The organism is Thiofilum sp., assembly GCF_016711335.1.
In the GTDB taxonomy this organism is placed as follows: domain Bacteria; phylum Pseudomonadota; class Gammaproteobacteria; order Thiotrichales; family Thiotrichaceae; genus Thiofilum.
This window is the reverse complement of record NZ_JADJTF010000001.1, coordinates 861,090-884,270: the sequence shown is the minus strand read 5'-3', so window position 1 is coordinate 884,270 and position 23,181 is coordinate 861,090. Positions and strand designations below refer to the sequence as shown.

24 protein-coding genes are annotated in these 23,181 nt (G+C 44.2%); 20 read left to right on the top strand and 4 right to left on the bottom strand.

The features are described from left to right. From IPL34_RS04210 to IPL34_RS04185, 6 genes are all read left to right on the top strand, one after another. On the top strand, positions 1–1,545 hold the full coding sequence (locus IPL34_RS04210) for a hypothetical protein (RefSeq protein WP_296838175.1): 1,545 nt from the start codon (positions 1–3) through the stop codon (positions 1,543–1,545). 294 nt (positions 1,546–1,839) lie between these two features. Continuing rightward, positions 1,840–2,616, top strand: coding sequence for a hypothetical protein (locus IPL34_RS04205; RefSeq protein ID WP_296838173.1), 777 nt, complete (start codon positions 1,840–1,842; stop codon positions 2,614–2,616). Between the two features lie 143 nt (positions 2,617–2,759). Continuing rightward, positions 2,760–3,557 (top strand): hypothetical protein, encoded by a 798-nt coding sequence (locus IPL34_RS04200; RefSeq protein WP_296838170.1) that lies wholly within the window; start codon positions 2,760–2,762, stop codon positions 3,555–3,557. A 41-nt stretch (positions 3,558–3,598) separates the two neighbouring features. Further along, positions 3,599–5,047 (top strand): dynamin family protein, encoded by a 1,449-nt coding sequence (locus IPL34_RS04195; RefSeq protein ID WP_296838166.1) that lies wholly within the window; start codon positions 3,599–3,601, stop codon positions 5,045–5,047. Then, the gene (locus IPL34_RS04190; protein WP_296838163.1) at positions 5,047–6,084 is read left to right on the top strand and encodes an FAD:protein FMN transferase; all 1,038 of its coding nucleotides are present in this window, start codon (positions 5,047–5,049) and stop codon (positions 6,082–6,084) included. Before IPL34_RS04195 ends, IPL34_RS04190 begins: the two co-directional genes overlap by 1 nt. Before the next feature lie 2 nt (positions 6,085–6,086). Next, positions 6,087–6,635, top strand: coding sequence for a pseudouridine synthase (locus tag IPL34_RS04185; RefSeq protein ID WP_296838160.1), 549 nt, complete (start codon positions 6,087–6,089; stop codon positions 6,633–6,635). On the opposite strand, the gene IPL34_RS04180 is transcribed toward IPL34_RS04185, so the two are convergent. Next, positions 6,563–8,671 (bottom strand): molybdopterin oxidoreductase family protein, encoded by a 2,109-nt coding sequence (locus IPL34_RS04180; RefSeq protein ID WP_296838158.1) that lies wholly within the window; start codon positions 8,669–8,671, stop codon positions 6,563–6,565. The two genes, IPL34_RS04185 and IPL34_RS04180, sit on opposite strands and share 73 nt — an antisense overlap. Before the next feature lie 96 nt (positions 8,672–8,767). Here IPL34_RS04180 and trxA point away from each other — a divergent pair, with 96 nt between their 5' ends. The 7 genes from trxA to IPL34_RS04145 all read left to right on the top strand — a co-directional run bounded on the left by trxA (position 8,768) and on the right by IPL34_RS04145 (position 13,580). After that, on the top strand, positions 8,768–9,229 hold the full coding sequence (gene trxA / locus IPL34_RS04175; RefSeq protein ID WP_296838155.1) for a thioredoxin: 462 nt from the start codon (positions 8,768–8,770) through the stop codon (positions 9,227–9,229). After that, the gene (mobA, locus tag IPL34_RS04170; protein ID WP_296838152.1) at positions 9,226–9,804 is read left to right on the top strand and encodes a molybdenum cofactor guanylyltransferase MobA; all 579 of its coding nucleotides are present in this window, start codon (positions 9,226–9,228) and stop codon (positions 9,802–9,804) included. Before trxA ends, mobA begins: the two co-directional genes overlap by 4 nt. After that, a complete protein-coding gene (gene mobB, locus IPL34_RS04165) occupies positions 9,801–10,340 on the top strand; it encodes a molybdopterin-guanine dinucleotide biosynthesis protein B (protein ID WP_296838149.1) in 540 nt (179 codons plus the stop codon). The genes mobA and mobB overlap by 4 nt, the downstream gene beginning before the upstream one ends. Further along, positions 10,337–10,570: a molybdopterin converting factor subunit 1 gene (moaD, locus tag IPL34_RS04160; protein ID WP_296838146.1), complete on the top strand. Its 234-nt coding sequence runs from the start codon at positions 10,337–10,339 to the stop codon at positions 10,568–10,570. Before mobB ends, moaD begins: the two co-directional genes overlap by 4 nt. A gap of 1 nt (position 10,571) precedes the next feature. Next, positions 10,572–11,015, top strand: coding sequence for a molybdenum cofactor biosynthesis protein MoaE (locus IPL34_RS04155; protein ID WP_296838143.1), 444 nt, complete (start codon positions 10,572–10,574; stop codon positions 11,013–11,015). Positions 11,016–11,124: 109 nt separating this feature from the next. After that, on the top strand, positions 11,125–12,306 hold the full coding sequence (locus IPL34_RS04150; protein ID WP_296838140.1) for an MFS transporter: 1,182 nt from the start codon (positions 11,125–11,127) through the stop codon (positions 12,304–12,306). 164 nt (positions 12,307–12,470) lie between these two features. Beyond that, complete coding sequence (locus IPL34_RS04145) at positions 12,471–13,580, top strand: hypothetical protein (protein WP_296838137.1); 1,110 nt, start codon at positions 12,471–12,473, stop codon at positions 13,578–13,580. Between the two features lie 47 nt (positions 13,581–13,627). Here IPL34_RS04145 and IPL34_RS04140 read toward each other — a convergent pair whose 3' ends face one another. Continuing rightward, positions 13,628–13,921 carry a hypothetical protein gene (locus tag IPL34_RS04140; RefSeq protein ID WP_296838133.1) on the bottom strand — a complete coding sequence of 98 codons (294 nt, stop codon included), beginning with the start codon at positions 13,919–13,921 and terminating at the stop codon, positions 13,628–13,630. 95 nt (positions 13,922–14,016) lie between these two features. Between IPL34_RS04140 and IPL34_RS04135 the strand changes: the two genes are divergently transcribed. The 7 genes from IPL34_RS04135 to IPL34_RS04105 all read left to right on the top strand — a co-directional run bounded on the left by IPL34_RS04135 (position 14,017) and on the right by IPL34_RS04105 (position 21,164). Further along, positions 14,017–14,676 carry a protein-L-isoaspartate O-methyltransferase gene (locus IPL34_RS04135; RefSeq protein WP_296838128.1) on the top strand — a complete coding sequence of 220 codons (660 nt, stop codon included), beginning with the start codon at positions 14,017–14,019 and terminating at the stop codon, positions 14,674–14,676. Next, positions 14,676–14,993 (top strand): rhodanese-like domain-containing protein, encoded by a 318-nt coding sequence (locus IPL34_RS04130; protein ID WP_296838125.1) that lies wholly within the window; start codon positions 14,676–14,678, stop codon positions 14,991–14,993. Before IPL34_RS04135 ends, IPL34_RS04130 begins: the two co-directional genes overlap by 1 nt. A gap of 73 nt (positions 14,994–15,066) precedes the next feature. Beyond that, positions 15,067–16,638: a TolC family outer membrane protein gene (locus IPL34_RS04125; RefSeq protein ID WP_296838122.1), complete on the top strand. Its 1,572-nt coding sequence runs from the start codon at positions 15,067–15,069 to the stop codon at positions 16,636–16,638. A gap of 375 nt (positions 16,639–17,013) precedes the next feature. Further along, positions 17,014–18,036 carry an amino acid ABC transporter substrate-binding protein gene (locus tag IPL34_RS04120; protein WP_296838119.1) on the top strand — a complete coding sequence of 341 codons (1,023 nt, stop codon included), beginning with the start codon at positions 17,014–17,016 and terminating at the stop codon, positions 18,034–18,036. Positions 18,037–18,113: 77 nt separating this feature from the next. Then, positions 18,114–19,301, top strand: a complete 1,188-nt coding sequence (locus IPL34_RS04115; RefSeq protein WP_296838115.1) for an amino acid ABC transporter permease — start codon at positions 18,114–18,116, stop codon at positions 19,299–19,301. A gap of 3 nt (positions 19,302–19,304) precedes the next feature. Next, entirely contained in the window at positions 19,305–20,408 is a 1,104-nt protein-coding gene (locus IPL34_RS04110) for an amino acid ABC transporter permease (RefSeq protein ID WP_296838112.1), read from the top strand. A 12-nt stretch (positions 20,409–20,420) separates the two neighbouring features. Continuing rightward, positions 20,421–21,164 (top strand): amino acid ABC transporter ATP-binding protein, encoded by a 744-nt coding sequence (locus tag IPL34_RS04105; RefSeq protein ID WP_296838110.1) that lies wholly within the window; start codon positions 20,421–20,423, stop codon positions 21,162–21,164. 81 nt (positions 21,165–21,245) lie between these two features. Here IPL34_RS04105 and IPL34_RS04100 read toward each other — a convergent pair whose 3' ends face one another. Both IPL34_RS04100 and IPL34_RS04095 read right to left on the bottom strand, forming a co-directional pair. Beyond that, on the bottom strand, positions 21,246–22,505 hold the full coding sequence (locus IPL34_RS04100) for an FtsX-like permease family protein (RefSeq protein ID WP_296838107.1): 1,260 nt from the start codon (positions 22,503–22,505) through the stop codon (positions 21,246–21,248). Continuing rightward, a complete protein-coding gene (locus tag IPL34_RS04095) occupies positions 22,502–23,179 on the bottom strand; it encodes an ABC transporter ATP-binding protein (protein ID WP_296838104.1) in 678 nt (225 codons plus the stop codon). Before IPL34_RS04095 ends, IPL34_RS04100 begins: the two co-directional genes overlap by 4 nt. Between the last annotated feature and the right edge of the window lie 2 nt (positions 23,180–23,181).

The following is a 23,181-nucleotide window of genomic DNA, read 5'->3' as shown; positions in this document are numbered from 1 at the left end:
ATGAATAAATTTAAAAAACGTTTGCTAGCCTTGCTGATTGCAGCTTGTTGCTCTACAAGCGTAATAGCTAACGAAGTGGATGCTCAGGGTCAACTACCCCCCCCACCTGAAGGCCCTTATTTAGCCTCTGATATAGTCGACAGCATGACCTTAACTACCAGTACTGCTAGTAGTATGGTTGGTGGTTTACCTGACGCTCCTCCGGGGCCGTTTAGTCAGTTAGACAGTATAGAAACTGAGACTCTGCCAGCCTTCTCTACTGCTGTATTGGATAATATGCCACCTCCTCCACAAGGGATTATGATGCCTGATGGAGCCTCGGTCGTGGTGGAAAATAATGTGCAGGCAACTATTCCGCCTTCTCCTTCTGAGCCAGTTATGCCAGAAGCTCCTACCATGACGGTTAATGCTCCACCTGCTCCAAGTGCACCGAATGAGGTGGTGGTATCTGCCCTAGAGCCAGCCGATACTGCCGCCATGGTAGCACCACAAGCGGCTAATAATGCACCGGCTGCACCTAGTGCGCCTACTGAAAGTAGTGTAATGCCGGGCTTAGAACCGGCTACTGCAACCGCTCTAGTAGAGCCACAAATGGCTGCAACCCCTCCGGCTGCACCGACTGCACCTGTAGAAGTCGCTACGGGTGTAGAGCCATCTAATACAACAGCTATGGTTGCACCCGCAGCGCCCACAGTTCCGGATGCTCCTACTATGACTATGACTGAGCCTGCTACTGGGACTGAGCCTACTACTGGGGCTGCTGAGGTAGCTACAGTTGAAGTGGTACAAAATACTAATGTGCAACCTACAGAGCCGGTAGCACCACAAGCTCAAGTGGCTCCTCAAGCACCTACCGCGCCAGAGGCACAACCGGCTCCCGATGCACCTGCTGCACCACAAGCCGCTGCACCAGTTCAGCCTCCAGTAGCACCAACGCCTGCTCAAGGTTCAACGACTACTCAATTATCAGTGGATGCTCCTACACCGGCTGAGTCAGCCCCTGCGAATGCTCCAGCCGCCCATGCACAGCTTGCGCCTCAAGCAGTGATGCAGCCTTTACCTCAAGATGCAATACCCGCTCAAGCACCCGAAGCCCCAGCCGTAGTAGCGGCCCCAGCAACTGTAGCACCAGTATCGGATTATCAAGCAGAGCCTACACCCGCGCATTCACAGCACGCTCATCTTAGTCAGGGACATCCAGTAGGACATCACCCACAGGCTCAAGTTAGACCAGGGCCACAAGATATGATGGCTTTACAAGGGGGTATGCCACCTATGATGGGGCAAGGGCAGCCTATGCCTTTAGCCAGACCACAAATGTACTATGGTCAGCCTCAGGTGATGTATTTTGTGCCTGTAATGCCTGTACCCATGCAGCAAAACGGTATGGTAGCACCACAGGGTTATGGTTGGCCTCAAGGGTATGTTGCTCCTCAAGGCTATCGCATGATGCCGATGATGGTCGTACCTAATCCTATGGTGGCTCCAATGCCCGCTCGTCCTATGCCTGTAGAGCCAATGTCGCAGCCTCCTGCTAAACCCTAATACTGTCTTTGAACACTTTATCTTACGATAAGGTGTTCAATCCTAATGGCGCTGGTGTTAGTCTTATCGCTAATGTTTGAAAGTTCATCAGGTGCGGGTAAAAAGTGAAGGATTGATGAGTAAAACCAGTTACACGTAGGCTATAGTAGCTTAGGATTTAAGTCCGATGTGTCATCAAGGATCAGTAGTCACGTTAAATCCCGCACATTAGGCAATGTAACCACTATAAACGGAATATCATGTACATATTCGTGTTTAAACAGCTAACCTAAAAAGTTTTAAGAGGAGTTTGGAATGGACAAAGTACGCGGTTATTTGAGTTGGTTGCTCAAGCATCCGATTGCATTCGCATGGATTTTAGCTTTCATTGCTATTGCCTTAAATTGGATGGTTAGCGGTAAGAGTAGTCATGCTCCCGAAGCCAACAAAGCAGCCCATACTCAAATGGCGACTGCTAATTCACAACCCTCACCTACTCAAGCACCAGCGGCTCACAGCGGTCAAGCAGCTATGCAAGCTCATGCTCCCGCGCCAGCAGCAGACGCTCAGGCTAGTGCACCGGTAGCGCAAGGTGCTGAAGCTCCAGCAACTCCTGCTCCTGAAGCAAGCACCGCTCAGGCAACGGATGCAACGCAAGCACCAGCGGCTGCTAGTGTTCAAGCAGCGGGTGTAGCTCCAGAGGCTAATGTTGCTCCAGTTGATACCGTAACGAATGCAGTAGCAACAACTACAGTGGCAGCTAATGCTGATGCTGATTTAATTTCCTTACTGAGAGCAGCACGCCAAGCCTATTGGGATGGAGTAAATACTAATAATACAGCTAAGCTTGAAGAGGCAGCAGGCTTGTATGAAAAATTAGTTGCACAGGATGCTAATCCTTCGCACAAAGGAGAGCTGGCTAATGTGTTTTGGAAAATGGAAAATCATGAAAAAGCCGCCGATTTATACATTGAAATTGGTCCTTGGTTAAAAGAGCAAAATCGCACTATCGAATTGATTAATATGAAAGTTTATGTCGATATTACCAACCCTGAGAAAGGTAAGAAGCTGGGTGCTTTAATCGGTCAATAACTATCGAATACGTTTAATATTAGAGGCGGGATATGGCTGAAAGGGCTATATCCCGCCTTGTTTTTTTTGTCTAAGCTGTTCTCTAATTTTGTTGCGTTTTCGTTGCTCACGTAAGTGAAGTAACACGAGGAGAGATTTCAGCTATGGCCGCATCGAGTGCCACACCACCGGAACTTGAGAAAGAACTTAAGGAGGTTGAACAAGAATTACATCAATTTGAAACTAGACAGCTCCAAGATACTAACTCACTTAAGTTTATTGTTTACCCTTCTTTAGTAGCCTTTGTCATTTTAGCCAGCTATGGTTTTTATTTAGTCCAAAGCCTCACCACTGATGTGCATCGTCTTACCAATACCATTATTCATATGCAGACTGACATGGGGCGTATGACGGATGCGGTGGTGAAAATGCAAACGGTGGTTAATAATGATTTGGATACCATGGTACTGAGTTTAAATAATGTCTCAGCCAATATGAGTTATATGACCGAATCGACTCAGCAAATGGCTTATTATCTGATTGGCATGACGACTAGCACTGACCGTATGGCTAATGATGTGCAGCAGATGAATAGCTCCACGCAAAATATGGCTGCTTCTATGTATAATTTACAGGGCGATATGGGTAATTTGAATCGTAGTTTCTCTAGTCCTTTTAAGATGATGAGTAACTTTATGCCCTTCTCTAGCAGCAATAAGCGCCAATATGTACCGCCTCCACCCGTGACTTACTACCCCCAACAAGGTTATTATTTCCTATCACCTTATAGTAGTGCATTATCATCAAATACCGTATTGGCTACTGGTTTGCCTAATATGACAACAGCAACCATGAATACTCAACCATCGGTCGATACAGCTAGTACAGGTACTGCATTAAATGCACTACAATTAACACCAACCCCCCCACCAATAGCGGGGCAGAGTCAATCAACACCTTAATAGGCATTGAGCGACTGACTAATCGTTAATAGAGGATAGCTATGATAAACCCCGGAAAGCGCATTGAGCAGCGCATTAGTCGTTTGCAGGAGCAGCTAAGTCGTGAAAATCCCATTTTAGTTGAGGTAGTGAGTTTCTATCAGCAATTAGACAAAGTTGCTAAGCGTCTGGGTTTATTAAGTCCAGCCGAGTCCTATGCCACCCAAATTTCATGGTGGCCTATGGTATCGATACTGGGAACGTTCTCGGCCGGTAAGTCTAGTTTCATCAATACTTATTTAGGGATGGAGCTTCAGCGCTCAGGTAATCAAGCGGTGGATGATCGTTTTACCGTAATTACTTTTAGTCCAGAGGGTAAAACTGAAACTTTGCCCGGTTTAGCACTCGATGGTGATCCGCGCTTTCCTTTTTATCAGATTAGTGAAGAAATTGAGCGTGTAGTACCTGGTGAAGGCGCTAAGGTTAATAATTACCTCCAAATGAAGGTAGCGCCGAGTGAAAAACTCAAAGGACGCATCTTAATTGATTCTCCGGGCTTTGATGCGGATGCGCAGCGTAAAGCGACCTTAAAAATTACCGATCATATTATTGAGCTGTCAGATTTAGTTTTAGTGTTCTTTGATGCACGTCACCCCGAACCCGGCGCGATGCAAGATACCTTAGAGCATTTAGTCAAGGGCGCTCAGCGGCGCAATGATAATAATAAATTTTTGTTTATTCTCAATCAGATCGATACCGCAGCACGCGAAGATAATTTAGAAGATATTGTCTCCTCTTGGCAAAAAGCATTAGCGCAAGCGGGTTTAGCTTCGGGTAACTTTTATGTGATCTATAATGAGCGTCTGGCTCAGCCAGTGGAAAATGAGCAAGTGTGGCAGCGCTTTGTAGAAAAACGTAATGCCGATTATAAGCGTATTATGGAGCGTATTGAGGGTGTCAATACCGAGCGCGTGTATCGCATTACGGGTAATATGGAATCGATTGCTAACCATTTAGAGCAACAAGCGATTCCCAGCCTACAAATGGCGTTACAAAATTGGCGCAAAAAAGTGCTGATGTGGGACGGTATTGTATTAGGTAGCTTATTCATGGGTGGGGTGGCATTCACGGCTTGGTTGGGTTATTGGAATGGTCTAATCTTTAATCCGCCTTGGGGGGATATTGGCTCTAGCCCTATTGCGTGGATTTTATTTATTACCACATTAATCTTTGGTGTGATTGCGGTGCATTTTACGGTGCGCTCTAAAGTGGCTCAGGTGCTTGCAGCAAAACTTCCTACGCGTGAAATTTATGGTAATTTACAACGCGCTTTCCTGCTAAGCACTAAACCTTGGCGCAGTATTTTCCAACATAATCCGCGTGGTTGGGGCTATCGAGCACGGCGCGGTATTGAAGCAGTGCGTGAGGCTACCGACCGCTTTGTTCAAAGCCTGAATGATGTATTCACCAAATCAGCCGACAACGCTGCTAAGCCAAATCTGAAAAAATAATGCGTAGTTTAATTAACTACTGGCTGCTAGCTCTAGGGCTAGCAGCGCTTGCCTTATTAAGTGCCTGTGATACTAAGCCCGACTTTGTAAAACTGGAGGGCTTGCAAGGAACAGCCACTTGGCATGTCACGATTACAAATCCACCTGCTGATAAAAGTGCTGAGCAACTGCAACAAGGTGTAGAGCAGATGCTTAAGCGTACTAATCAAATAATAGGCTCATGGGATCCTAACTCAGAGATTTCACAGTTTAACCAAAACCCTAGTACTGATTGGATTCCAGTTTCTAAAGAGCTAGCTCATATTATTACGCTAGCACTGCGCCTCAGTAACGAGAGCCAAGGCTTATATGACATAACCGTCAGTCCATTATTAAAGCTATGGGGCTTTAAAAAAGGCGAGCCTGCTGAAGGTGTAGTGCCTACTCCAGCCGAGATTGCCGCTGCTCAAGCTAAAATGGGTTATCAAAAACTGCAAGTCCGTTTAGATCCGCCCGCAGTACGCAAAGCTCAAGCCGATTTAACGGTCGAATTAGCCTCCCTTGCTGATGGCTATGCCACTGATTTAGTGGGTGAGTATTTAGAGTCCTTGGGTATGCAGGACTATATGGTCGAAGTAGCAGGCGAGGTGCGCACACGCGGTAAAAGTCCACGCGGTGATCATTGGCGCATTGCTATAGAAAAACCAATTGAAGTAGGGCGTGTGGTACAGCAAGGAGTAGGATTGAGCAATGTGGGCTTAGCCACTTCGGGAGATTACCGTAATTTCTTTGTTGCAGAAGGTAAGCGCTATTCTCATACCATGAATCCTATTCTGGGCACTCCGGTACAACATCGCTTAGCCTCGGTTTCGGTATTGGCTGAAACCGGATTACTAGCCGATGCCTATGCTACGTTGTTACTGGTACTAGGGGATGAACAGGGTAGAAAGTTTGCCGAAGAGCACAAACTTGCCGCTTATTTTATTTGGCGCACTGATCAGGGTTTTGATAGCTATGCAACCCCACCCTTTCAACCCGCTTTAATCAAACTTGATTAATTGTGTCTACCATTATCTTATTGAATAAGCCTTATGATGTGCTATGCCAATTCACCGATGGGGGTGGGCGCAGTACTTTGGCTGATTTTGTACCTATCAAAGGCGTCTATCCAGCGGGGCGCTTAGATCGAGACAGTGAGGGCTTAGTGCTACTGACCGATGATGGCAAATTGCAACATAAGATTGCTAATCCTAAGCACAAAACCACCAAGACCTATTGGGTACAAGTGGAGGGCTTACCCACTGAAGCTGAGCTAGAGCCATTGCGTAAAGGGGTTGAGCTAAAAGATGGTATGACCTTACCCGCTAAGGTGCGGATTATTCCCCCACCTGATTTACTGTGGGAGCGTAATCCGCCGATTCGGGTGCGCCAGTCTATTCCTGATACTTGGTTAGAAATCACCATTAGCGAAGGACGTAATCGCCAAGTACGGCGTATGACCGCTGCGATTGGCTTTCCTACCTTGCGCCTGATTCGCTATCGTATTGGCTCATGGACGCTGGATGGTTTATCTGTGGGAGAGTGGCGTACTTCTACCAAGCAATCATAAAAAGTGGCTCCACCACCTAAATCGGTGAGTGCTTGGCTAGTCACTTCATTGCAATTTTTACCGTCTCGACTCATACCCTTCCACCATGTTGAGGGTGCAACCACTAAACCCTCCTTGACCTTATCTGTTATGACGGCTTTTGCTTGAAAACTGCCGCGTTCATTAAAAATACTTACTAAACTGCCTGTACTAATGCCCCGTACTGTTGCATCCGCTGGATTAATTTCTAAAGTAGGCTCTGGGATTGTTTTGCGTAAGCTTTCAATATTTACAAAAGTACTGTTTAAAAAATGTCGCTCAGGGGGCGAGATCATAGCCAATGGATAACGCGCAGCTAACTCAGAGTTACTAGCAACCGATTCATAGGGTGGTATAAAGTCGGGTAAAGGGTCTAGTCCTTGTGCTGCTAGAGTAGAGGATAAAAACTCACACTTACCCGACGCCGTCGGGAACTGCCCCTGTGCAAAAGGGATGGACGACGTAGATAAACGTTGCCAGCCTTGTACTGTTAATGACTCAAAGCTAATCCCTTGCATATGGGGATGTGACCAATCAAAAGCTTGGCTCGCAATTGTGGCATCATCTTCTGTAAAACAGCTTTCAGTAAAGCCCATACGCTTTGCCAGTAAACGGAAAATTTCACTATTGGGCTTACACTCACCTAGTGGTTCAATCGCGGGATGATTAAACAGCACATATTGGTGTCCGTAGGATTTGTGAATATCTAGATGCTCTAGTTGTGTAGTGGCGGGTAAAACAATATCGGCATAGTTAGCCGTATCTGTCATAAAGTGTTCGAGTACTACGGTAAATAAATCATCTCGTGCAAAGCCTTGCGCTACTTTGCCACCTTCAGGAGCTACTGCTACCGGATTGCTGTTATAGACCACGACGGCCTCGATTTTAGCGCCAAATTCGGGCGTGGTTTCATGTAATAACGCATCGCCAAGGGTGCTCATATTAATCATGCGCGGCGTGCGCTTTAATAGTTCAGGATGTTCTAATGCGCTTTTATTAACCGCAAAAAAGCCAGAGCTGGATAGTAATAAGCCGCCCCCTTGATGTTTCCAAGCGCCCAATAAACTGGGTAAACACGCAATAGCTCGCACTGCATTACCGCCCCCACGTACTCGTTGCAGTCCATAACTCGCGCGAATAGCAACGGGTTGCTGGTTTATAATGGCAGTGTGTCCCATAAGAGCGGCTAAGTGTTCAATGGTATCCACGCTAATACCACAAATTTGTGCCACATAGTCGGGAGTAAAGCGCTGTGCACGTTCTGATAGCTCGGCAAAGCCTAGGGTATAGTTTTGGATATAATCCTGATCGAGTAGCCCATCGCGTATCCAAATATGGATTAAGCCTAAAGCTAAGGCTGCATCTGTCCCGACATTCAAAGCAATATGTTGGTCGCATTTTTCCGCACTTAAGGAGCGATACGGATCAATAGCGATGAGGATAGAGCCATTACGTTTGGCAGCTTGTGCTTTACGCCAAAAATGCACGCTGGAGGTAATGGGGTTAATACCCCAAAGAATCAATACTTTGGCTTGATCAATGTGATCACCATCTAGCCCAACCCCTAAACCATAGGTGGCTTTTAAGCCTGCGCCTCCCGCAGCAGCGCAAATAGTGCGATCTAGTTGCGAAGCCCCTAATTTATTAAAAAAGCGAGCCGCCATACCCTCACTTTGAACTAAGCCCATCGTTCCGCCATAGCTATAGGGTAAAATGGCTTCAGGATCACGCTGGGCTATAGCACTCAAACGTTGGGCAATGGTATCTAAAGCTTCATCCCAGCTAATAGGTACAAACTGACCCGTACCTTTTGCTCCTGTGCGTTTGAGCGGAGTCATTAAACGTTCGGGGTGATAGGTGCGCTCCAAATAACGTGCAACTTTAGTACACAATACACCATCGGTAGGGGGATGATCGGGATTCCCTTCGACCTTAATCGCTCGCCCCTGTTCCACTGTAATCAGCATAGAGCAAGTATCAGGGCAATCGTGAGGGCAAACCGCGTGCAGGGTGGGCATAACAAGCTCCTGAGGCAAAACGCTACTATAGTGGATAGGTTTACGGATAAGTCAAGAACGTTTAACCTGCCTCTTTCATATCTAGGAAGGATTAACATGCAAATTATTATCCTGTTAGTAGTCATCGGTTTAATTGCTTTTTTACTTTACAAAGCGCAACTGGCTAAAAGTACGCTAACCACCAACCACACCGCTACGCGCTTTGAGGCTTATGTGAGCGATGCTGAGTTTACCGATATGGTTGTGGATACTTCTAAAACCACCCCAGTATTAGTCGATTTTTATGCCGAGTGGTGTGGTCCTTGTAAACAGTTCACTCCGGTACTATCACAATTCGCGTCCGATTATCAGGGCAAGTTTTTACTAGCTAAGGTGGATGTCGATAAGAACCCTCAAGTGGTGGAGAGATACCAGATTCGTTCGATGCCTACGGTATTATTGTTTAAAAATGGTGAGGTGGTTGAACGTTTTTCGGGTGGGAAAGCTGCCCATAGTTTAACTTTTTTACTGACTAAGCATGGTGTTCATGCACCTACTCAGCAGGAACCCGTTGCATGACTATTACAGGAGTCATTTTAGCAGGGGGGCGCGGGCAGCGTTTGGGGGGAATGGATAAGGGGCTAGTGTCAGTGCACGGTAAGCCGCTGATTGAACCTATTATTCAAGCCTTTAAGCCGCAAGTGGATACTCTGCTGATTAATGCCAATCGACATATTGCTGAGTATTCCGCCTATGGTTATCCGGTCGTCAGTGATACCTTGGCAGATTTTCAAGGGCCTTTAGCGGGTTTTGTCGCCGCTATGCAACGCGTGAGTACTCCCTGTATAGTGACTGTACCTTGTGATGCACCGCGTATTGCGGCTGATTATGTAGCGCGTTTGTGGCAGGCGCAATTACGAGATAACACCTTGGTGGCAGTGGCTCATGATGGCACACGTTTGCAACCCACTCATGCCTTAATAGCGATTGAGTTATTGCCTCAATTACTAACATTTCTTCAAAGCGGACAACGTAAAATTGAAGCGTGGTATCAAACGCTCGACTACTCCGTAGTGGATTTTGCAGATTGCCCAGCTATGTTTAACAATATTAATACACCAGACCAATTAGCTAGGGAGCAAAGCGGCGCGTGAATTCCTCCACCTTAAATTATTATTGTCCAGTCGTGGGCTTTTGTGCCTATAGTGGCACTGGTAAGACTACACTCCTCACCCAACTCATTCCTTTAATTAAAGCCAAAGGGGTTCGCCTAGCGGTCATTAAACACGCCCATCATCAGTTAGAACTCGATAAGCCCGGCAAAGATAGTTATCGCATGCGTGAGGCGGGTGCGGATCAGGTATTGTTGATGTCGGCTAAGGTGTGTGCGTTGACGTGGCAAGGTGAAACTGCACCCGAAGAAGCCTCGCTTAACCGTGCCTTGAGTATGCTAGTGCCTCATAGTGTGGATCTGGTTATTGTGGAAGGTTTTAAACACGAGGCTTATCCCAAGATTGAGATTCACCGCGCTGCGTTGGGTAATCCTTTATTACATCAAACTGACCCACATATGATCGCGGTAGTGAGCGATAAACCCATAGAGAGTACCTTGCCAGTATTGGATTTAAATAAGCCTGAGCAAGTAGTGGCGTTTGTATTGGAATATTTTGGAGTGCAGGGGCAAGTATGAGTATCAAAGTATTGTTTTTTGGCAGTTTAAAAGAGCAAGTGGGTAAAGATCAGCTCGTACTGGAATACGCCGAACCTTTAACAGCCTTGCAGTTATGGCAACAAGCCTCTGGTAAGGAATTAATGCCTAATACGGTACGCGTAGCGGTCAATCAATCTTATAGTGATGCCAATACGCTGATTCACGACGGAGATGAGGTCGCTTTTTTCCCACCTGTGACGGGTGGCTAAAATGATTCAGATTAAACTGCATCCCCAAGCCTTTGATCCTCTAGCCTCTCTGCAAGCCTTTCAAAACCAAGCACCGTTTCGAGCTGCTTCTTATGGGGCTAATGCCATTTTCATTGGCACGATGCGCGATTTTAATGAGGGCGATGAGGTCGTGGCGATGCACTTAGAGCATTATGCAGGCATGACTGAGCGCCAATTACACGATTTGACGCAGCAAGTAGTCGAGCAGTATCCGGTTGATCATGTACTGATTGAGCATAGGGTAGGGGATATAGTCCCCGCTGATCCTATTGTCGTAGTAGCCGTATGGTCAGCGCATCGTAAACTTGCCTTTGCCGCGTGTCGTGAGTTGATGGAGGCGTTAAAGCGTGATGCGCCGTTTTGGAAGCATGAAGTCCTCGCGGATGGGTCTAAGCGTTGGGTAGAGCACAATACAGCAGGCTAATGTTCAATAGACAAAATCGGTATCAGCCCCATAAATTTTCCGTTTTCTGATTTATTCCGCTATCTCAAAAGGGCTATGCTAGCGTGCTTTGATAAGGGTGAATAGTCACATGATAGAAGCACATAGTCGGAAGTTTTGGTTAGCGACTTGGGCCTTGTGTTTAGGCTCAGTGCTAGTATTTGCCAATCTGCATATGACTCAGCCCTTATTACCGCTATTAGCCCAACACTTTCAACTCACTGAATTACAGGCGAGCTGGAGTTTAACCACTGCTTTATTGACTTTGGGCTTATCACTCCTCATTTATGGACCACTTTCCGATGCTATTGGGCGTAAGCCTTTAATGGTGTTGTCCCTCATGGGGGCGGTAGCTAGCACCTTAGCCCTGTCGCAAGTGGAGAGTTATAGCATGTTGATCGTGTGGCGTGGGGTGCAAGGTTTTTGTTTAGGGGGATTGCCTGCGATTGCGATTGCCTATATGGGCGATGAGTTTACCCGTAAGGCGGTCGCTTTAGCGGTAGGGTTTTATATCAGTGCCAATAGTATTGGGGGCGTATCGGGGCGCTTAATCAGTGGTTGGGTGGGAGAGCATTATGGTTGGGATACGACCTTTGCTGTAATGGCAGCAATTGGTTTGGCTTTATTAGTATTATTTGTTTTTTTATTACCCGCATCTCAGCAATTCAAGGCTAAACCTTTACAGTTAAAGCAGGTGCTAAGTGATATTAGGTTTCACTTAAAAAATCCTATTTTATTAGTCGCTTTTTTAATTGCGGGTGGGAACTTTATGATGTTTATTCATCAATATAGTTATATTACCTTCGTATTAGCCACAGAGCCTTATCATTTATCGACTCATCAATTAGGGATGTTATTTTTAACTTATTTGACGGGTTCAATAGCGGCTGCCTTATCGGGGCATAGTACTAAATATATAGCGCCTGCCTTGGGTATGGGATTAGGGATTGTCTTATTAATGCTGGGGTCATTACTGACTTTAATGCCGCATTTGGGAGTGATTATTTTTGCTTTTATGTTGAATAGTTTTGGTTTTTTTCTCACTCATTCATTAGCTAGTAGTTGGGTCAGTCATCATGCACTAAGAGCGCGTGCCAGTGCCTCATCTTTGTATTTAGTGTTTTATTATTTGGGCGCTAGTCTAGGGGGATTAGTATTAAGTCCGTTCTGGAACTATGCAGGTTGGCTAGGAATTGTACTAGGATCACTGGTCATGTATAGCCTGACGTTGTGGGGTAGTGTGTGGTTGTATCAGCGTGACGCATCAGCTTAGAGTCAATATACTACCACTTGTCACCATTATAATTATTTTATATTGACACATATTTTTTGCTTATAAATAATGAAGGGGAGCTTAAGGGAAGCGGTTAGGTAAAAAGGATTTTTTAACGAAGCTCAGAGTGTCCTAAATAATCACCATAATAATGGCCCGACATAATGAATACCGCAAAATTTTATACCCCTTCTTTTATTAAGACGAGTCTTTGTATTTTAGCTCTAGCCGGTGTGTCACAATCCGTTTCCGCTGAAGTTAAATTCCGCGTCGCTTTTAAAGCAGATACTCAACAATATGTTGTGTATATGGCTCCTTTATCTATTCCTTCACCCGATAGGAGTATTTCATCTCAAGTTACTATTGCCGTACCTCATCTATTAGATGATCAGCGCTTTACCGTATCAGGTGTCAGTAGCTTAATCGAGGGTATTGTCTGGAACGCCCATTCACGGGTAGATGCTCCGGTTGAAAGCCCCTTTAATGATTTTATTTCGTTTGGCTTTAATCTAGCCGCTAGTACCTTACCTAATTTTAATTGGGTAGTAGGACAAGAGACTCCTGTATTTGCATTTAGCAATGCTAATGGGGGGTGTGTGACTAATGTGCGCCTGCTAGAAAATAACGAGCCGTTTAATCAATTACCTAATTCAACAGGTACTAATCCGGGTAATGAGTTTAGTAATTTAGGTTGGACGGTTGGCTATACAGGCAACTATGGAGCAGGTGTTGATTGTAATAATTTAGATAGTGAGGTAGTGATTCCTACCCCTGAACCAACTCCGACACCAACTCCAGAGCCAACCCCAACTCCGACACCGGAGCCAACTCCAACACCGGAACCCACTCCAGAGCCAACTCCGACACCAACTCCGACACCAACTCCGACACCGGAGCCAACTCCAACACCGGAACCCACTCCAGAGCCAACCCCGACACCGGAACCTACTCCAGAGCCAACGCCAACGCCGGAGCCAACCCCGACCCCAACACCGGAGCCAACTCCGACACCAACTCCGACACCTGCGCCTAATCCGTGGGTTAAACCTTTACCGCCCATATTGCATTTATTACCTTGGAAAGCGATTAAGGTGATTAGTACTTTACCTAAGAAAGTACATTTACCCTCTACTAGCTGTCATCCGCAAACGGTGGCATCAGCTAAAAAAATGCTAGATGAAATCGATGCAAAGTTAGCAAAAAAACGCTTATCTGCGTTAGATAGACTGTTATTACTGGTGACTCGTCAGTCCTTATTGAAGTTGATTTGCTAGTTTAGTGAGCCAGTTTAGGTGAGAGTGCAAGGCTCTCACCTAACTCATTAGCGCTTGAGGTCTGCTTTACACTTTCCCGTCTCATACCCTTTTACCTCTGGATTTTTGCACGCTAGGCAAGCATTGCGAAAAGTTTGCTGGGCTTTAGTTGCGCTAAAAATGCCACAGACGGGGGCAGTGTTTTGCTGGCATAGAATAGGTCGAGGGGAGTCACACGCAATAATTTTTGATTGAATTTTAGCAACAGTTTGGGGTGTGGTTGAGGCAGCTAAGGCTGGCAGGGAGACAACCAGTAGCGCTATTACTTCAAGTAGATAGTTTTTGCTAATTAACTTTCTCATTTGAGAAGGCTCCTATGTCTATTATGTTTATTGCAGGAGTTGAGTAGAACACGTACTCTTAATTGATATATATCACTCACTTGCTGGATTTGCGTATGAATGTTGAACAAGCACGGACTAATATGATCGAACAGCAGCTTAGACCGTGGGGGGTGTTGAATCAAACAATACTGGATATTCTGAATAATGTACCACGTGAAAGATTTGTGCCCCCGCAATGGGAAAAGCTAGCCTTTGCCGAGGTCAGTATTCCTATTGGGCATGAACAGGTCATGATGACCCCCGGTATCGAGGCACGTATGTTGCAGGCTTTAGCGATTAAGCCGCAGGACTTATGCCTTGAAATAGGTACAGGTACGGGGTTTATTACGGCTTGTATGGCGCAATTAGGGCGCGAAGTCGATTCAATAGAGCTGTATGAAGACTTGAGTCGTGAAGCTAAGCGGCGTTTGAATTATTTAAGCGTGCGCAATGTGAATTTATCCGTGGGTGATATTTTGCAGGACTGGCAAAAATTTCAAACCCCACAATATGATGTGATCGCTGTTACGGCTTCTATGCCACGCCCTTTACCCGAACTAGAGCAACAATTAGTAATCGGTGGGCGTATGTTTGCAGTGATCGGTGCACGCTACCCGATGCAGGCTTGGTTGATTACGCGTGAGGCACAGGATGAGTTTGAACGTCAACTTTTATGGGAAACTGATTTACCCCCTTTAGTAGGGTTTAGTAAAGAAGCTACTTTTGAGTTTTAATGATGCAGCACTGTACTCCCCAACAATTAGCCGCTGCGTTAAAAACCAATACCGCTTGGCAATTATTAGATGTTCGTGAGGCTTGGGAGTACGATATAGCCCATATTGAGAACTCCATACTGATTCCTTTGGGGCAGCTAATGGGGCGTTTAGATGAGTTGGAGGTGAACCAACCCTATGTAGTCATTTGCCATCATGGGGTGCGTAGTATGCATGCATGCTATGTATTGGAGCGGAGCGGATTTGAGGTGATCAATTTAATGGGGGGCATTGATCAATGGGCCAAGACTATTGACCCCTCGATGCCGTTATACTAAATACTCTTGCAGGCAGCTCAGCCTTTACAATGTCATTAAACCGAGCTGACCGCAGATATGGTGCTTTATTTAAATGAAAAAATTCACTTTGTCCGCATGGATGTGCGTGGCGCTTAGTTGTGCAAGTTTACCCGCTTATGCAGAAAATTTACTTCAGGTTTATCAACAGGCTAAAACCTTTGATGCTCAATTACAGGCTCAAGAAACGGGGTATTTAGCCACCTTAGAAAATCGAGTTCAGGCTCAAGCGGCTAAAAAGCCCCAAGTGACTTTAAGTGGGAGCGCTGGTTTGAGTCGTACTGATGTGTTTCGAGATGCGTCGGTCTTATCAGATACCTCCCATAGTAATAGTTCTAGTGCTTCCTATGCCTTAAGTGTCACTAAGTCGCTGTATAACAAAAGTATTAATGCAGCCATCGCCCAAGCGGATGTAGGGATTGCACAAGCTTTTGCTGGCTTAGAAAGTCAACGCCAAAATTTATTACTGAATGTTGCCCAACGTTATTTTAATTTTCTTTTGGCTCAGGATACGGTCGAATACGCGGCCGCACAAAAGCAAAGCACTGAGCGTCAATTAAAGCAAACTAAAGCCTTTTTTGATGCCGGCCGTTCAGCTATTACGGATGTGCGTGAAGCTCAAGCTCGCTATGATTTAACGCTAGCCCAAGAGGTGAGTGCTCAGCAGCAATTAGCGGTGGCACGCGAGGCCTTACGAGTACTGACGGGTGTTAACTATAAGACCCTGAATGCCCCCCAACCTAATATTAAGCTGATTATGCCGCAGCCTAATAATGTCGAAACTTGGGTCAGTGCCTCAGCTAAAAATAATAAAACTTTAGTGGTGAGCCAAAAGGCCATTGAAGTAGCCAAAGCAGATATTGATCGGCAACGTGCAGCTAATAGTCCAGTTGTCAGTGGGTATGCACGCCATACCGGTAGTATGAGTTCGGGGAGTAGTCCGTTAGATCCTATTACCACTGGTTTTAGTGTGGGAGTAGAGGCGTCTATTCCTTTATATACCGGAGGGGCGACTGCCTCTAAGGTGCGTCAAGCGCAATTAAGTTTTAAACAGGCTCAGCAAAATTACCAATATCAAGCGCGTTTAGTAGAGGAGCAAGTCCGTTCGGCTTTTCTAAGCGTGCAGTCGAGTATTGCTCAAGCGACGGCTAATCGTCAGGCACTACTTTCAGCCGAAACAGCCGCCAAAGCGACACAAGTAGGCTTCCAAGTGGGCACACGTACCGCCGTAGATATGCTTACAACCTTGAGTGCAGTATTTAGTGCGCGGCGCGATTATTCGAGTGCACGCTATAATTATTTATTAAATATGATTAGTTTAAAAATGGCAGCGGGCGTACTGGCAGAGCAAGATTTGGCACAAATGAGCCGTCTACTGACTCAGCCACCGAGCTTGCAACGGGCGGTATTACAAAAACAAACCCAAGAGTTATTAAAGCCTATTGATTTGGATGCTTTAGGTTTAGGCAATACACCAGCAGCGACTAAACGCCCCACTATGACCACTAAAGAAGATAATATATTACCGCTACCTACGCTGACCCCTTTACCCACGATCGAATTACCCCCATTACCTAGCTTACCTGCACCTAGTGTGCCTTTAAGTGGTTCGGTGGTGGTGCGGTAGCCTTTGTGTCTTGTCCCACTACTATTCAGACTTGCGTATTTTTGCGTATAGTGCGGTATGCACTAATTTGGTTAGTATGGGGCGGCGGTGTCTTAGGCATAAAGCACTTTAGAGGTCTAAGCGCTTTGACCCAAGTATGATGGGCTAGGTGTTTAAGTGTTAATAGGATAATTGGTATAGAAGTTGCTTGAATTAAAGCGCGGACAAGTACACATTTTTCCTAGGTAACATTCCTGAAAGTCTTATGCTAAGATGCTAAAACCGCTTTGAGTACTACCCTACATGTACAGTGTAACATCTGCTTTATTGCAGCTCATGGGGGCTTGAGCGGTTACAACTCTTAAATGAAGATGAGTATGGAGGAGATATAAATTGATGAAAACTAACAAGTTATTAGCGATTGCTGGGGCAGTAGTAACAGCAGTAACCCTAATGAGTAATGCTTATGCAGGTACAACCTTAGATGCTGTACAAAAGAAAGGCTTTATTCAGTGCGGTATCAATAGCGGCGTTCCGGGCTTTTCCAGTGCTAATGATAAGGGTGAATGGTCGGGTCTAGACGTTGATTTCTGTAAAGCCGTTGCCGCTGCTGTCTTTGGTGACACTAGCAAAGTTAAATATACCTCTCTCACTGCAAAAGAACGTTTCACTGCACTGCAATCGGGTGAAATTGATTTACTGTCACGCAATACCACTTGGACATTAACCCGTGATAGCAATCTAGGTTTAAGCTTTACTGGCGTGAATTACTATGACGGTCAAGGCTTCCTTGTGAATAATGGCGTGAAAAGCGCTAAAGAATTAGACGGTGCATCCGTTTGTATTCAAGCAGGTACTACTACTGAGCTGAATCTGTCGGATTATTTCCGTGCTAATAATATGAAGTACGAACCCATCACTTATGACAAGGTTGAAGAAACCATCAAAGGTTTTGAGGAAGGTCGTTGCGACGTATTAACTTCTGACCAATCTCAATTGTATGCACTGCGCTTACAATTAAAAGAGCCAGAAAAAGCCGTAGTATTACCTGAAGTTATTTCTAAAGAACCCCTAGGCCCTTCAGTACGTCAAGGCGATGAAGACTGGTTCAAGATTGTACGTTGGACTCTATTTGCCATGATTGAAGCAGAAGAGTTAGGTTTAACCTCAGCTAATATTGATGAGAAAAAGGCTAGTCCTGATCCCGCCGTGAAGCGCTTTATTGGTCAAGAAGAAGGCGTAGGTGGTCAAGGGCTAAAACTCAGCAATGAGTGGGCTTACAATATTGTGAAACAAGTCGGTAACTATGGCGAGTCATTTGAGCGCAATGTAGGCAGTGGTTCACCACTGAAAATTGAACGCGGTCTCAATGCTTTATGGAACAAGGGCGGCTTACAATACGCCCCACCGATTCGTTAATGAGTTCTCACTAGGTTTAATCGCGCTCCCTGTGCTAGGCAGGGAGTTCTTCCAATCTCATCATAAGAGCTCGCGGTATGGCAAATTCAACACCACACGCTGCTCCTAACAAGCCCTCTTTCTGGAATGATCCGCAAAAACGTGGGATTCTTATTCAAGCGCTTGTATTAGCGGCGATCTTCGCATTTTTCGCTTATATTTTTCATAATACTTTATCTAATTATGCCCAGCGCGGCATTTCAACAGGCTTTGGCTTTTTAAGTAATAGTGCAGGTTTTGGTATTTCTCAAACCCTGATTCCCTATCAAGAGTCAGATAGTTATTGGCAAGTCTTTAAAGTGGGTTTACTAAACACGTTATTAGTCGCGGGTTTAGGGATAGTGACGGCTACTATCTTAGGTTTTATTGTTGGGGTAGCACGTTTATCTAAAAATTGGCTATTATCCACCAGTGCAGCGGTTTATATTGAAACCTTTCGTAATATTCCGGTTTTACTCCAAATCGTATTTTTATATGCAGTATTATTAAAAGTACTCCCCGCAGCCAAAGATAGTTTTTCTTTTGCTGATGCAGTGTTTCTTAATAAGCGCGGATTTTATATCCCCGAACCTATACCACAACAAGGTTTTGATTGGACTATTTGGGCTTTTGTGTTAGCTATAGTCATTGTTTTAGCCTTACGTTGGATAGCGCGTAAAGTACAAGAAAAGACCGGACAGCAATGGCCTATATTTTGGATCGGATTGGCTTTAATTATTGGTGCTCCGCTTCTCACTTATTTCATCACTGGGCGTCCGCTGGATTGGTCTTTTCCAGAGCTGAAAGGATTTAACTTCCAAGGTGGTGTACGGGTTATTCCAGAATTGGTGGTATTATGGGTAGCTTTATCTATCTATACAGCCGCTTTTATTGCTGAAATTGTACGTTCGGGGATTCAGTCCGTTAGCCATGGTCAAACAGAGGCAGCCAGTGCTTTAGGTTTAAAGCATAATCAAACGCTGAAGCTAGTGGTTATACCTCAAGCGATGCGCGTTATTATTCCTCAGCTCACCAGTCAATATTTAAATCTCACTAAAAATACTTCTTTAGCTACGGCTATTGCTTACCCTGATTTAGTAGCAGTATTTGCTGGTACGACCTTGAATCAATCCGGTCAAGCTATTGAAATTATTTTTATGACTATGCTGTTTTACCTAACAGTGAGTTTATTGATTTCATTATTTATGAATTGGTACAACGCCAAAATGGCTTTAGTGGAGCGTTAAATCATGGCGATTGTTACAGAAAAAACCTTACCTAGTTTGCCTCCTCCTGTTAATACAGTAGGCTTTAAGGCTTGGTCGAAACAAAATTTATTTTCCACACCATTAAATACCCTTGTTACAGTTTTAATGCTGGTATTCATTATTTGGATGCTAGCACCTATTGTACAGTGGGCGCTTATTGATGCGGATTGGGTGGGTGCTAAACGTGCCGATTGCACCAGTGGTGGTGCGTGTTGGGCCTTCACTCAAGTACGCTTTAATCAATTTATCTATGGTTTTTACCCAGAGACAGAGCAATGGCGCGTTAATATTGCCGCTTTAATTTTGGTGCTGGGCATTGCCTTATTAACCTATAAAAAGACTCCTGCCAAGCTCTATATTGGTTTATTTATGTTAATCATTTATCCCATTATGGCTTATGTTTTATTGCATGGTGGGTTTTTTGGTTTGCCAGTAGTAGAAACCAGTAAATGGGGTGGTTTAACCCTAACCTTAGTGCTCTCATTAGTAGGGATTGTAGCCTCTTTACCCTTAGGTATTTTATTAGCATTAGGACGACGCTCAGAATTACCCATTATTAGATCACTATGTATTGCTTTTATTGAGTTATGGCGTGGTGTACCTTTAATTACGGTGCTATTCATGGCATCCGTTATGTTGCCATTATTCCTACCCGAAGGAACGAATTTTGACAAGTTATTACGGGCTTTAATTGGTATTACCTTATTTGAAGCGGCTTATTTAGCTGAGGTAGTCCGCAGCGGTTTACAAGCAATACCTAAAGGTCAATATGAGGCGGCTAAAGCATTAGGTTTGAATTATTGGCAAAGCACTGGGCTAATTATCTTACCCCAAGCTTTAAAAATGGTTATTCCGGGTATAGTCAATACCTTTATTTCTCTATTTAAAGATACCTCTTTAGTTATGATTATTGGGTTATTTGATTTGTTGAATATTGTGCAAATTGCAGCGGCTGACCCGATTTGGCTAGGTTCTCAAGTCGAGGGTTTTGTATTCGCTGCTATTGTGTATTGGATATTCTGTTTTGGAATGTCGCGATATAGTCAATATTTAGAACGACAACTCAATACCGGACATAAGCGCTGAAGGAGTGCATTCATGGAAACTAATTTAGCTGTACAACTCATCGGCGTGAATAAATGGTATGGTGAGTTTCATGTATTAAAAGATGTGAATTTAACGGTTGAACGTGGTGAACGTATCGTTATTTGTGGTCCTTCTGGTTCGGGTAAATCCACCATGATTCGCTGCATTAATCGTTTAGAGGAACATCAAACCGGACAAATAATCGTAGATAATGTCGAGTTGACCAATGATTTAAAAAATATTGATCAAATTCGTCGTGAAGTGGGCATGGTATTCCAGCATTTTAATTTATTCCCGCATTTAACCGTACTCGATAATTGTTGTTTAGTACCAATGTGGGTACGTAAAATGCCTCGTAAAGAGGCTGAAAAAATTGCCATGGAATATTTGGAAAAGGTTAAAATACCTCACCAAGCAAAAAAATATCCGGGGCAATTATCGGGTGGTCAACAACAGCGCGTGGCGATTGCACGTAGTTTGTGTATGAATCCGCGCATTATGTTATTTGACGAGCCGACCTCCGCTTTAGACCCTGAAATGATTAAAGAAGTACTCGATACTATGATTGAGCTGGCAGAAAGTGGTATGACCATGCTATGCGTAACTCATGAAATGGGCTTTGCTAAAACAGTAGCAGATCGAGTGATTTTCATGGATGGTGGACAAATTATTGAAATGAATACACCCGATGAGTTCTTTAATCACCCTCAACATGAGCGTACACAGTTATTCTTAAGCCAGATTTTGGCTCATTAATAAGTATCTACTGTTTAAAGTAATCACTTAAATATAAGCCCTCAATTCAATACTATTGAGGGCTTATTTTCGTAGTCAGTCTTAAACTCGAACTGTTAGCCCATCTTGTAAAGCGCGTTTATAAGCTATAAAGCTAGGTACTAGACTTAAAATAATAGCTACTAGAATAATCACTCCACAGCCTATAATATCAGTTAAACTGGGCAGCCAATAATTTAAATAAAAGCCATAATCAGCTATTACCCAAGGTCGTGCGATTATAATCAAGGTAATTAACAATAAGGCCCCTACTATACAACCTAAAAAGGCTAGTAAAGCAGCCTCCAGCATTAATAATAAAGCTATCTGATAAGGATGAGCGCCCATAGCACGTAATATAGCCATTTCACGGCGTCTTTCATTTAAAGTTGATAATAGGGTGGTAAGCATTCCTAATAAACCCGTACCCACTACAAATCCGGTAATAATTTTAAGTACGGTTTCAAATATACCCATCGCTTGCCATAATTCAGCTAATGCCACACCAGGGAGGATAGCAAGTAAAGGCTCTGCCTTATAATTATTGATTTCACGTTGCAATTTAAATGCAGTAACTCGATTATTCAGACCGACTAAAAAAGCGGTAATGACTTTAGGTTGTAATTGTTTTTTTAGAGTTTCTTCGGCACTAATCGTATAGCCATGTACTTTCGCTCCATTAACCCAATCAATATGTATGGCTTCAATACCTTCTAACATCACATGCACAGTACGATCCACTGGCGTGCCGGTAGGTTTTAAAATACCTACCACTTTAAAGGGTTTATCATCATGCATGCCATATTGAGTAGCACTCGTGCCGTGCGCAATAATAATAGCGCTATTGAGTTGATAACCCAGTTTTTTAGCGACCTCAGCACCTAGTACGGCATCATAGACTTGATTAAAAGGCTGACCCTCGGCAAACTCTAAAAACTGCTGATTGCCAAAACGATAATATTTAAAATAATCTTGATTAGTCCCTAATACTCGATAACCTTGGTGTGAATCACCGAGTGAAAAAGGAATAGTCCATTGCACCAGAGGGTTACTAGCTATAGTTTGATAAGAGTTCCAGCCGATATTATTCGTGGCATTCCCGATTCTAAATACACTGTATAATAGTAATTGTATAGAGCCACTGCGAGCACCCACGACTAAATCAGTACCAGAAATCGTATTAAGAAAGCTGGTTTTAGTTTCCTTACGAATATAGTCTACCCCTAGTAATAAAGTCACACTGAGGGCAAGAGCAATAATGGTGAGGATTAAACTAATACGTCGATTCCAAATACTATGTAAGCTTAGTTTGAGTAAAATCATGCTTGATTTAACTCCACTAGATCAATCATGTGGGTAAAGTGTGAGGCAATACTAGGGTCATGGCTCACAAAAATAATCGTACTATTTTGTTGCTGTGCTTCTTGAAAAAGTAATTGCAAAAAGTCATTACGAGTTTCAGCATCCAGTGCTGAGGTAGGTTCATCGGCAATAATAAGTTCTGGATGACCTATTAAAGCACGAGCTACCGCCACCCGTTGTTGTTGGCCCACACTTAATTCAGTGACAGCACTTTTAAATTGATCAGGCTTTAAGCCTAATGCACTTAATAGACGTTGTGCAGTGGCTTGTTTATCAGATACTAATTGATTACGGCGCTTAGAAAAATAGCAGGGCAGGGTGACATTATCTATTACTGATAAATAAGGCAATAGATTAAACTGCTGGAAAATAACTCCCATATGATCAGCGCGAAATTGATCACGCTGACTAGGTGCAAGCTGAGTTAAAGCTTGATTTAAAATCACTAACTCCCCAGCATTAGGAACTAAAATACCGGCTATTAAATTAAGAAGGGTAGTTTTACCGCTACCGCTAATGCCTTTAATAAATAAATGCTCACCTTGCTTAATACTAAGCTGCTCAATATGGAGGGTAGGCTTAGTTTGCTTAGGCCATTGATAGATTAGTTGCTTGATTTGAATAATGTCGGTCATGA